Origin of the sequence: Neoroseomonas rubea, assembly GCF_016106015.1 — a bacterium.
In the GTDB taxonomy this organism is placed as follows: domain Bacteria; phylum Pseudomonadota; class Alphaproteobacteria; order Acetobacterales; family Acetobacteraceae; genus Neoroseomonas; species Neoroseomonas rubea.
The window spans coordinates 1-10,690 of sequence record NZ_JACADQ010000125.1 but is presented as its reverse complement, the minus strand read 5'-3'; the positions used below and the strand labels follow the sequence as shown (position 1 = coordinate 10,690).

The 10,690-nt window shown below is 71.1% G+C and carries 14 protein-coding genes; 7 read left to right on the top strand and 7 right to left on the bottom strand.

Annotation, left to right across the window (positions count from 1 at the left end):
• The 4 genes from HW577_RS13295 to HW577_RS13280 all read left to right on the top strand — a co-directional run.
• Positions 1–820: alpha/beta fold hydrolase (locus HW577_RS13295; protein WP_198376617.1), on the top strand; the 820-nt coding region annotated here is incomplete at its 5' end.
• On the top strand, positions 817–1,251 hold the full coding sequence (locus HW577_RS13290) for a phosphatidylglycerophosphatase A family protein (RefSeq protein ID WP_332837677.1): 435 nt from the start codon (positions 817–819) through the stop codon (positions 1,249–1,251). The genes HW577_RS13295 and HW577_RS13290, both read left to right, overlap by 4 nt.
• Positions 1,252–1,253: 2 nt before the next feature.
• Positions 1,254–1,733 carry a CinA family protein gene (locus HW577_RS13285; RefSeq protein ID WP_198376616.1) on the top strand — a complete coding sequence of 160 codons (480 nt, stop codon included), beginning with the start codon at positions 1,254–1,256 and terminating at the stop codon, positions 1,731–1,733.
• A 118-nt stretch (positions 1,734–1,851) separates the two neighbouring features.
• The gene (locus tag HW577_RS13280; protein WP_198376615.1) at positions 1,852–2,388 is read left to right on the top strand and encodes a YcbK family protein; all 537 of its coding nucleotides are present in this window, start codon (positions 1,852–1,854) and stop codon (positions 2,386–2,388) included.
• 93 nt (positions 2,389–2,481) lie between these two features.
• Here the strand turns inward: HW577_RS13280 and HW577_RS13275 are convergent, their stop codons facing one another.
• Together HW577_RS13275 and HW577_RS13270 are read right to left on the bottom strand one after the other, a co-directional pair.
• Positions 2,482–3,291 (bottom strand): E3 ubiquitin ligase family protein, encoded by an 810-nt coding sequence (locus HW577_RS13275; RefSeq protein ID WP_232474903.1) that lies wholly within the window; start codon positions 3,289–3,291, stop codon positions 2,482–2,484.
• A gap of 35 nt (positions 3,292–3,326) precedes the next feature.
• On the bottom strand, positions 3,327–4,391 hold the full coding sequence (locus HW577_RS13270; protein WP_198376613.1) for a threonine aldolase family protein: 1,065 nt from the start codon (positions 4,389–4,391) through the stop codon (positions 3,327–3,329).
• An 80-nt stretch (positions 4,392–4,471) separates the two neighbouring features.
• Here HW577_RS13270 and HW577_RS13265 point away from each other — a divergent pair, with 80 nt between their 5' ends.
• From HW577_RS13265 to HW577_RS13255, 3 genes are all read left to right on the top strand, one after another.
• Positions 4,472–4,999 (top strand): amino acid synthesis family protein, encoded by a 528-nt coding sequence (locus tag HW577_RS13265; protein WP_198376612.1) that lies wholly within the window; start codon positions 4,472–4,474, stop codon positions 4,997–4,999.
• A 76-nt stretch (positions 5,000–5,075) separates the two neighbouring features.
• Complete coding sequence (locus HW577_RS13260; protein ID WP_198376611.1) at positions 5,076–5,636, top strand: DUF4337 domain-containing protein; 561 nt, start codon at positions 5,076–5,078, stop codon at positions 5,634–5,636.
• 140 nt (positions 5,637–5,776) lie between these two features.
• Complete coding sequence (locus HW577_RS13255) at positions 5,777–6,439, top strand: hypothetical protein (protein WP_198376610.1); 663 nt, start codon at positions 5,777–5,779, stop codon at positions 6,437–6,439.
• Between the two features lie 7 nt (positions 6,440–6,446).
• Here HW577_RS13255 and HW577_RS13250 read toward each other — a convergent pair whose 3' ends face one another.
• The 5 genes from HW577_RS13250 to HW577_RS13230 all read right to left on the bottom strand — a co-directional run.
• Positions 6,447–6,926, bottom strand: coding sequence for a type II toxin-antitoxin system RatA family toxin (locus tag HW577_RS13250; RefSeq protein WP_198376609.1), 480 nt, complete (start codon positions 6,924–6,926; stop codon positions 6,447–6,449).
• Between the two features lies 1 nt (position 6,927).
• A complete protein-coding gene (gene lipA / locus HW577_RS13245) occupies positions 6,928–7,902 on the bottom strand; it encodes a lipoyl synthase (protein WP_198376608.1) in 975 nt (324 codons plus the stop codon).
• 61 nt (positions 7,903–7,963) lie between these two features.
• Positions 7,964–9,358, bottom strand: coding sequence for a dihydrolipoyl dehydrogenase (lpdA, locus tag HW577_RS13240; RefSeq protein WP_198376607.1), 1,395 nt, complete (start codon positions 9,356–9,358; stop codon positions 7,964–7,966).
• Complete coding sequence (locus HW577_RS13235; protein ID WP_198376606.1) at positions 9,358–9,846, bottom strand: GNAT family N-acetyltransferase; 489 nt, start codon at positions 9,844–9,846, stop codon at positions 9,358–9,360. Before HW577_RS13235 ends, lpdA begins: the two co-directional genes overlap by 1 nt.
• 76 nt (positions 9,847–9,922) lie before the next feature.
• Positions 9,923–10,690, bottom strand: a 768-nt coding sequence (locus HW577_RS13230) for a 2-oxo acid dehydrogenase subunit E2 (RefSeq protein WP_232474902.1), incomplete at its 5' end; no start/stop codon positions are given.

The window sequence follows — 10,690 nt, the reverse complement described above, 5'->3', positions numbered from 1 at the left end:
CGACGGGCTGCGGCTCGCGGCGATGGAATGGCCGGGGCCGGCGGCGCGCACGCCGGTGCTCTGCCTGGCCGGCATCTGCCGCAGCGCGCGCGATTTCGCCGCGCTCGCCGCGCGCCATGCCGGGCGGCGGCGCGTTGTCGCCATCGACTATGCCGGGCATGGGGAGAGCGCGCGCGCGCCCGACCCGCGCCGCTACACGCCGGATGCGCTGATCCGCGACGTGCTCGACGCGATGGCGGCGCTGCACCTGCATCGCGTCGCCCTCGTCGGCACCTCCTTCGGCGGGCTCGCGGCGATGGCGATCGGCGTGATGCGGCCCGCGGCGCTCGCCGCCGTCGCGCTGAACGACATCGGCCCCGCCATCGAGCATGTCGGGCGCGAGGCGGTGGTGGACTTCATCGGCCGCGACCCGGCCTTCGCCTCCTTCGACGAGGCGGTTGCCTGGCTGCGCGCCCATCATCCGCCGCTGCCCACGCTGGACGATGCCGGCTGGCGCGCCTTCGCCGAGCGCAGCTATGCGCCAGGCGAGGATGGGCGCCTGCACCCGCGCTGGGACATCCGCGTAGGCCAGCAGGCGGTGGGTGCTGCGGCCGGCCGGCCGCCGGACCTATGGCCCTTCTTCGGCACCCTGTCGCGCCTGCCGCTGATGCTGGTCTGGGGGGAGGAAAGCCGGCTGCTCTCGGCCGCGACGGTCGCGGCGATGCGCCGGGCGCGGCCCGACATGGGCGTGGTCGCGCTGCCGGGCACCGGCCATGCGCCGACGCTCGAGGAACCGGCCGCCGTCGCCGCGCTCGACGCCTTCCTGGAGGCGGTGCCGTGAGCCCCGGCATGGCGATCGCGACGCTGGGTGGGATCGGGCGGCTGAAACCCGGGCCCGGCACCTGGGGCTCGGCCGCGGTGCTGCCGGCCGCGCTGCTGGGGCCGCTCGCCTGCCTCGGCCTCGCGGCGATCGTCGCGCTGGTCGGCTGGTGGGCGACGCGGGCCGCGCTGGCCGAGACCGGCGCCAAGGACCCGGGCTGGATCGTGGTGGATGAGGCCGCGGGGATGCTGCTCGCGCTCGGCGGCCTTGCGGGCGTTTCCGGCTGGCTCGGCGTCGCGCTGGCCTTCGCGGGTTTCCGCGCGCTCGACATCCTCAAGCCCTGGCCGGTCTCCTGGGCCGATGGGCTGCCGGGGGCGACGGGCGTGATGCTGGACGACATCCTCGCCGGTGCGATCGTCGCGGCGGCGCTGCTGCTGGCGGGAGGGATCTGACCATGCTGCCCGAGGCGACGCTCGACCAGGCACGGCAGGTGCTCGCCACGCTCGATGCGCGCGGGGAGAGCCTGGCGACGGCGGAATCCTGCACCGGCGGGCTGATCGCGGCCGCGCTGACCGCCATCGCGGGGTCGTCCTCCGTGGTGATGGCGGGCTTCGTCACCTATTCCAACACCGCCAAGGTCGCGATGGTGGGCGTGCAGGAGGCGACGCTCGCCGCCCATGGCGCGGTCAGCGACCCCGTGGCGCGACAGATGGCCGAAGGGGCGCTGGCGCGCGCGGGCGTCGATGTCGCGCTGTCCTGCACCGGCGTCGCGGGGCCGGGCGGCGGATCGGCGGACAAGCCGGTTGGGCTGGTGTTCATCGCCCGCGCCCGGCGCGGGGCGCCCACCATCGTGGAGCGGCACGTCTTCCCCGGCGACCGGGCGGCCGTGCGCGCGGCGACGGTGGCGGCGGCGCTGCGCCTGGCGGTGGATTGATCGTCGGCGCGAATCGACCGGCCCCGCTACACGCAATGGACGAAAAGGCGAGGCTGTTGCTCGCCTGCGCCCGAAACAGGCAGAACTGTCTCGGGGGCTGAGATCGGAGCGCGACGCGATGGCGCGGTTGGTCGGACGGCGGGCCGCTCTGGCGGCAGTGGGCGCGGCGCTGGCGGGCACGGGGACGGCGCGCGCCGACGCGCCGTCGCGCGAGCGCTGGCTCTGGGTGCAGAACGGCGCGGGCGAGGAAGTCGCGGTGGCCTACAGGGCGGGCCAGGACTACAACCTCGCCGCGCTTGCCCGCCTGCAGCACCTGTTCCGCGACCTGCGCGTGCAGACGCCGGGGCCGATCCCGCCGCTGCTGCTCGACATGCTCTCGCTGCTGCAGGAACGCTTCGGCTACATGCGGCCGATCCGGCTGATCTCCGGCTACCGCACGCCGCAGACCAACGCGATGCTGCCGCATGCCGCGCCGAACAGCCTGCACATGCGCGGCTGGGCGGCGGACATCATCGTGCCCGGGCTGTCGCAGGCGGATGTCTGCACCCAGGCCATGACGTTCTCCAACATGTTCGGCTTCATGGGCGTGGGCTGGTACGGGTCCTTCACCCATATCGACATCGGGCCCAAGGCATCCTGGGCCAGACAGCTGTAGCGGGACGGCTTTCCTCGGCCGACATGCCGAGGTCGACCCACTGGTGCGGTGTCGATCGCGCACATGGACGATCGGCGTCGGTGCGCCTCAGCATCAGCCGTAGCGCAGGTTCCAGAGCACGACGGCGCCGACCGCGCCCATGACGGCAAGAACCAGGCCGCCGCTCGCGGCAAGCTGGTTCTCCGCATAGATCGCGGACGGCTCCTGGGCGGAGATCACGAAGGGCCGGCGCGTATCCGGCTTACGGATGCGGAAGGCCGCCGGGGCCGAGGCCTCCGCACCCTGTCGCTTGCCGCCACGCCGGCGTGGCTCGGCCTCGCCCATCGCGAAGATCGGATCGCCCGCCATGATGTATCGCTCGACATAGCGATAGCGCACCGGAGAGTCGCCGAAGACGGAGCTCATCGTCGAGGTCACGCGGAGGGTCGGCGGGGTGTAGGTGCCGGCATTGAGGTCGGGTTCCGTGCCGTCCCGCCCTGGCCGTTCAGCGCTGCCTTCCCAACTGCTCCAGGCGGTCTCGTGCACGCGCGCGCCCTCGGGGACGACAAGGCAGGTCGCCTTGCCGTCGGTGACTCGGATCGGCTGGTCGCTGCTGTCGAGAGAGACGCGTTCCCAGTCGGGCGAGGCATGGACGCCCCGATCCTGGTTGCGCGGGGGCGGGCGCAGTTCCTCCACCCAGGCCTCGTACCAGGCGCAACGGCGACCGGAGAGCGGGGCCTTCAGGTTGCCTTCCTCGACCCGGCCCCAGACCACGCCGTAGCCGGCGGCGAGATCGGAAACCTCGACCGGCCTCGCCTGCTTCATCGTGCGCGCGACGATCTTCGACCAGACCGCGATCCCGAGGCCGAGCCCGATCATGACGATCGGGAACAGCATGAAGAAGGCGAACATGGCAAAGGGCATCGAACGCACGGTGTGGTTCCCCCCCCCGTTACCCTTCAGGCGGCGAGCGCCGTCCTGATCTCGGCGACCGCTTCCTCGATCATCGGCGCCGTCACGTCCAGATGCGTGCAGGCGCGCACCCGGCCGCCAAGGCCGCTGACCGCGATGCCGCGCAGCTGCAGCTTCGCCTGCAACTTCTCCACGCTCATGCCCGCGCCGCTGATGTCGAAGAAAACCAGGTTCGTGTCCGGGTCCTCCACCACCACGCCCGGGATCTGCGCGAGGCCGCGGGCGAGCGCCTTCGCATTCGCATGGTCCTCCGCGAGCCGATCCACATGGTGGTCGAGCGCGTGGATGCAGGCCGCGGCACAGATGCCCGCCTGGCGCATCGAGCCACCAAGACGCTGCTTCCAGCGCCAGGCCCGGCCGATGAATTCCTCGCTGCCGCACAGCACCGCGCCGAGCGGCGCGCCGAGGCCCTTGGTGAAGTCGAGCCAGACGGAATCATAGCCCGCGACCATGTCGGCCGGCGCGATGCCCGCGGCGACGCAGGCATTCATCAGCCGCGCGCCGTCCATATGCGTCGCCCAGCCCTGTTCGTGCGCCACATCGGCGACGGCGTTCAGCTGCGCGAGCGGCCAGATCGCGCCGCCGCCGATATTGGCCGTCTGCTCGACCTCGAGCAGCCGCTGGGGGGGCGCGTAGCGCGTCTTGGGGCGGATCGCGGCGCGCACGTCGTCCGCCGTGAACATCCCGCGCGGGCCCTTCATGGGCATGATCTGCACACCGGTGAGCGCGGCATGGGTGCCGCCCTCGCTGTGCAGGATGTGGGAGGTCTCGTGCGCGATGACCTCGTCGCCCTTCTGGCAATGGGTGAGGATGGCGATGACGTTGCACATGGTGCCGGAGGGCAGGTACATCGCCGCCTCCTTGCCCATCAGCGCCGCCATGCGGTCGCACAGCGCGTGCACCGTCGGGTCGTCGCCATGCTGCTCGTCGCCGACCTCGGCGCGCATCATCGCCTCCTTCATCGCGGGCGTCGGGCGCGTCTGCGTGTCGGAATAGAGGTTGATGCGAACGGGGGGCGCGCCCGGCGGCGGGCGGTTGGGGGCGTGGACCATGCGTCTCGTCCTGTGCTGGAGGCTGTTGCGCCAAGGATGCCCCCCGCGCGAGCATCCGGCCAGAGGGGGAGGACACACGCATGGTCGCCATCCGCAAGATCGCCCTGCTGCGCGAGCAGGCCTTTTCCGAGATGGGCCAGGACGGCGCGCGGCCGGTGGTGCGCGCCGTGGCGCTCATCGCCATCGCCAACCCCTTCGCCGGGCGCTTCGTGCGCGACCTGACCGACCTGGTGGAGGCCGGGGGCGCGCTGTCCGCCCGCGTGGCCCCCGACCTGCTGCGGATGCTGGACGGCCCCCCCGTATCCTACGGCAAGGGGGCCATCGTCGGCACGGCGGGGGAGATCGAGCACGGCCACGCGCTGCTGCACCCGAAGATGGGCGCGCCGCTGCGCGCGGCGATCGGCGGCGGGGCGGCGCTGATCCCGTCCGCCGCCAAGATCGGCGCGCCCGGCGCGTCGCTCGACCTGCCGCTCGGGCACAAGGACGATGCCTGGTCGCGCGGCCATTTCGACGCGATCACGGTGATGCTGGGCGACGCGCCGCGGCCGGAGGAGATCCTGGTCGCCATCGCGCTGGCCGATGGCGGGCGGCTGCTGCACCGGATCTGACCGGCCGCCCCCCTTCCCCGAATCGCCGCGGATTGGCACGTGGCCCGGACCGAGACGATTCTGGAAGGACCGGGCCATGGCCGGCGGCGCGCATGTCGATCATCATTCGAACCGGGGCGTCGCACTGCTGATCGCCGTGCTGGCGCTGTTCCTCGCGCTGGCCGAGACCGGTGCCAAGAGCCAGCAGACCGAGGCGATCAGCCGCAACATCGAGGCCGCCAACCTCTGGGCCTTCTTCCAGGCGCGCACCATCCGCCAGACCACCGTGCGCACCGCGGCGGAGCAGGCCGAACTGGCGCTGCCCGCCCTGCCCGAGGCCGCGCGCGCCGCCGTCACTCGCCAGCAGGAGACCTGGCGCGGCTTCGCCGCGCGGTGGGAAAGCGAGCCCGACACCGGCGAGGGGCGGCGCGAACTGATGGCCCGCGCGCGGGCGGCGGAGGAGAAGCGGGAACGCTCGCTCGCCGCCTATCACCAGTACGAACTCGGCTCGGCCGCCTTCCAGGTCGGCATCGTGCTGGCCTCGGCCAGCGTGATCACCGGCGTCGCGCTGCTCGCCTGGGCGGGCGGGCTGCTCGGCGTCATCGGCGTCGCCTTCGCGGCACTCGGCTTCTTCGCGCCGACGCTGGTGCACCTGTAGCGGTCCGAAGCGCTTCACGGCGCGAAGGCGCGCCGCGCGCGCTGTGATGTTGATGACGATCAGAGCAGGCGGCGCGCCCGCGATGCTTCCATCCCCGCGCCGGCCGGGCCTAGGCTCCGGCCGCTTCGACGGAGGACGCCATGGCGGGATTGAGCATCAGCGGCGCGGGCGTGGCGGACCTCGCGCGCGCCAAGGAACAGGAAGCGCGCGCGGCGGGCGCGGACGGGCTCGACGTCCTGATGTCGCAACGCTCCGGCATGGACGCGCGGGACATCATGTATCTGCGCGCCTTCACGCGCGACCGCGGCCTGCTGATCGTGGTGCGCTGCCCGAAGCAGGCCGCCCGCGCCTTCCACGGCACGCTGCCGGCCAAGACCTTCGCGACCAAGGGCAAGACGAACGAGACGGGCACCGTCTTCGGCGCGGGCGGCCACCTGATGGTGTCCGACTACGACATGATGAGCGTCTGGCGCGCCACCGGCACGGGCTGGCAGAAGGTCTACGTCTCGGCGCTGACGCCGGGCGCTGCGCGCGGCCCCTGGTCGGCCGAGGCGCGCGACCTGGTGCGGGAGATGAACCGGCACCTGGTGACCAGGCTGCAGCATGGCTGCCAGGACGATTTCCATTCCCCGAACAATCCCGGGGTGAAGATGGCCGACCACTTCTTGGCGCTGAAGGCGGGGGAGCCGACCTACCTGCCCGACCCGATCCACTGCGAGAACTACTATTCGGCGCATGGGCTGTTCTGGCCCTATGGCGCGGGCGGGAAGCATTGCGGGACGGGGCCCGCGGGCAGCACCTGACCGCGCGTCAGCCGCTGGCCGATGGCGCCGGATGGCCCGGCGCCACAGTGCCGGCGTTGCGGCCGTACAGCGCCATGGCGCGGCGTTCGAAGGCGCGCACCATCAGGCGCACCGCCTCGTTGAACACGACGCCGATCGCCATCTGCAGGATGCGCGAGCGGAACTCGAAATCGACGAAGAAATCGACCTCGGTCCCCTGCGGCACCGGGCGGAAGCGCCAATGGTTGTTCAGGTAGCGGAAGGGCCCGGTCTCGTAGGTCACATGCACATGGTCCGGCCGTTCCAGCGCGACGCGGGAACGGAAGGTCTCCCGGAACATCTTGAAGCCGATCGTCAGGTCCGCGACGAGTTCGCCCTCGGTGCGGGAGAGGATGCGCGCGCCGACGCACCAGGGCAGGAATTCCGGGTAGCGGCGGACATCCGCGACCAGGTCGAACATCTGTTCGGGCGAATAGCGCAGGATGCGCTTCTCGGCATGCGTGGGCATGTCAGGCCCGCACCGCGAGCTTCGCCGCGCGGGCGTCGCGCAGGGCTTCGAAATCGCGGTCGGCGTGGTAGCTGCTGCGCGTGAGCGGCGTCGCCGACACCAGCAGGAACCCCTTGCCGCGCGCGGTCGCGGCGTAGTCCTCGAACTCCTCGGGTGTCACGAAGCGATCCACCGCCGCGTGCTTGACCGTGGGCTGGAGGTACTGGCCGATCGTCAGGAAATCGACCTCCGCGCTGCGCAGGTCGTCCATCACCTGCAGCACCTCGATCCGCTTCTCCCCCAGGCCCACCATCACCCCGGACTTGGTGAAGATGGACGGGTCGAGCTGCTTCACCCGGTCGAGCAGCCGCAGCGAGTGGTAGTAGCGCGCGCCGGGGCGGATGGTGGGGTACAGCGCCGGCACGGTCTCGAGGTTGTGGTTGAACACATCCGGCCGCGCCGCGACCACGGCCTCCAGCGCGCCGTCCTTGCGCAGGAAGTCGGGTGTCAGGATCTCGATCGTCGTGCCGGGGGCGGAGGCGCGGATCGCGCGGATCGTCTGCGCGAAATGCTCCGCGCCGCCATCGGGCAGGTCGTCGCGGTCCACGGAGGTGATGACGACATGCCGCAGGCCGAGCGCGGCCACGGCCTCCCCCACCCGCCGGGGTTCGTCGGCATCGAGCGCCTTGGGCAGGCCCGTCGCCACGTTGCAGAAGGAACAGGCGCGCGTGCAGGTGTCGCCCATGATCATCATGGTGGCGTGGCGCTGCGACCAGCACTCGCCGATATTTGGGCAGGCCGCTTCCTCGCAGACCGTCACCAGCTTCTGCTCGCGCATCAGCGCCCGGGTCTCGTGGTAGACCGGGTGGGTCGGCGCCTTGACCCGGATCCAGGCGGGCTTGCGCTGGATGGGGTTGTCCGGGCGATTGGCCTTTTCCGGGTGCCTTTCGGCACCCGTGCGGGCGGCGCGGTGGTCGATCTCGATGCGGGTCGTCATGCTGGTGTCCGACCCGCCATATAGGGGGTTCGCGGCGTTTCCGCGAGGTTACCGGATCGCGTCAGATGTGGATGACACGCCCGTAAGCATCGAGGACGCTCTCATGCATCGCCTCGCTCACCGTCGGGTGGGGGAAGACGGTGTGCATCAGTTCCGCCTCGGTCGTCTCCAGCGTGCGGGCGATGCCGTAGCCCTGGATCATCTCCGTCACCTCGGGCCCGACCATGTGGGCGCCGAGCAGCGCGCCGGTCTTGGCATCGAACACCGTCTTCACGAAGCCCTCGGGCTCGCCCATGGCGATGGCCTTGCCGTTGCCGATGAAGGGGAAGCGGCCGACCTTCAGCTCGTAGCCCTTCGCCTTGGCCGCGGCTTCCGTCAGGCCGACGGAGGCGACCTGCGGGCGGCAATAGGTGCAGCCCGGGATGTTCAGCACGTCCATCGCATGCGGGTGCAGCCCCGCGATGGCCTCGACCGTGATGATGCCCTCATGGCTCGCCTTGTGCGCGAGCCAGGGCGGGCCGGTCAGGTCGCCGATGGCATAGACGCCCGGTTCCCCCGTGCGGCCCATCGCGTCGGTCACCACATGGGTGCGGTCGACCTGGATCTTCGTCCCTTCCAGGCCGAGATCCTCCACATTGCCGACGATGCCGACGGCGCTGATCAGCCGGTCCGCCTTGATCTCGGTGACCTTGCCGCCGGCTTCCACGATGGCGGCGACGCCGTCGCCTTCCTTGCGGACGCCCTGCACCTTGGCACCCACGATGACCTTCATCTTCTGCTTCTCGAAGGCCTTGTGGACGAAGGCGGAGACCTCGGCATCCTCGACCGGCAGGATGCGGTCCATCGCCTCGATCAGCGTCACCTCGGAGCCCATGTTCAGGTAGAAGGAGGCGAATTCGCTGCCGATCGCGCCCGAGCCGATGACGATCAGCCGCTTGGGCAGCGCGGGGGCGACCATCGCTTCGCGATAGGACCAGATGAGCTTGCCGTCGGGTTCCATCCCCGGCAGCACGCGGGCGCGCGCGCCGGTGGCGAGGATGATGTGCTTGGCCGCGATGTCGGCGACCGGCTTGCCGTCCTTCGTCACGGCCAGCTTGCCCGGACCCGCCAGCTTCCCGTGCCCGTCGAAGACCGTGACCTTGTTCTTCTTCAGAAGATGCTTCACGCCGCCCGACAGCTGCGCCGCCACGCCGCGGGACCGCTTCACCACCTTGGCGAAGTCGAAGCGGACATTGTCCGCCGCGAAGCCATAGGCATCGAGGCTGTGCAGCAGGTGGTTGATCTCGCTCGCACGCAGCAGCGCCTTGGTCGGGATGCAGCCCCAGTTGAGGCAGATGCCGCCGAGGTTCTCGCGCTCCACCAGCGCGACCTTCATCTTGAGCTGCGATGCGCGGATGGCCGCGACATAGCCGCCCGGGCCGCCGCCCACCACCACCAGGTCGAACTGCTCGGCCATCACGCGGCCTCCTTCGCAAGGGTTGCGAGCGCGTCGCCGGCCAGGCGCCGCGTGATCCATTCCTTGAGCGCTTCCGCCCCCATCGCGTCATAGGTCGCGATGGCGGGCGTGTTCCAGTCGAGCACGCTCCAGGCGAGCCGCCCGCCGCCTTCCGCGAGCGTGTCCTTCGCGAGCCGCGCGAACAGCGCCTTCGCGATGCCCTGCCGGCGGAAGCGCGGTTCCACCCACAAATCCTCCAGCCACCGCCCGTGCTTCGCGAGGAAGGTGGAGAAGGTCCAGTGGTACAGCGCGATGCCCGCGGCCTCGCCACCCACTTCCGCCACCAGGCAGCCCGCGCGGCGCGGCGTGCCGAACAGGGCGGCGTGGAAGTCGGCCTCCGTCCCCTTCGCCTCGTGCGCCAGCTTCTCGTACTCGGCCAGCGCGTAGACGAAGCGGGTGATGGTGGGCACGTCGGCCTCGGTCGCCTCGCGGATGCTGAGGTGGGGCATCCGATTCACGCCTCCGGTGCGCGGCGTCGCGCGAAGCGCGCGCGGCGCCTCCGCCCTGTGGCGATCGGATGCCCGGTCACAGCATCAGGCTCAGCGGGTCCTCGATGGTGCGCTTCAGCGACTGCATGAACTCCGCCGCCAGCGCCCCGTCGATGACGCGGTGGTCGACCGACAGGGTGCAGGTCATCACGGTCGCGATCGCCAGCGCGCCATCCTTCACCACCGGCTTCTGCAAGCCCGCGGACACCGCCAGGATGCCGGCCTGCGGCGGGTTGATGATGGCGGAGAAGTCGCTCACGCCGTACATCCCCATGTTGGAGATGGAGAAGCCGCCGCCCTGGAACTCCTCCGGCTTCAGCTTGCCGGACTTCGCCCGCGCGGCGAGGTCCTTCATCTCGTTGCTGATCGCCGCCAGGCCCTTCTTGTCCGCGCCACGGACGATCGGCGTGATCAGCCCTTCCGGGATGCTGACGGCCACCGAGATGTCCACGTCGTGGTACTGGAGGATCGCATCCTCGGTCCAGGTCGCGTTGCAGGCGGGGAAGCGCCGCAGCGTGGCCGCCGTCGCCTTGATCACCAGGTCGTTGACCGACAGCTTGTAGGCGCCGGGCCCGTCCTTGGGCGACCGCGCATTGAGGTCGGCGCGCAGCTTCAGCAGCGCGTCGATCTCGATGTCCATCGTCACGTAGAAATGCGGGATCGTCGCCTTGGATTCCGACAGGCGGCGCGCGATCACCTTGCGCATGGTGCTGTTGGGCACCGCGGTGTGCGGCGCGGTGACGACGACCGGCGCGGCGGCCGGCTTCGGCGCGGCAACGGGCGCGGCGGCGGCGGCAACCGGCGC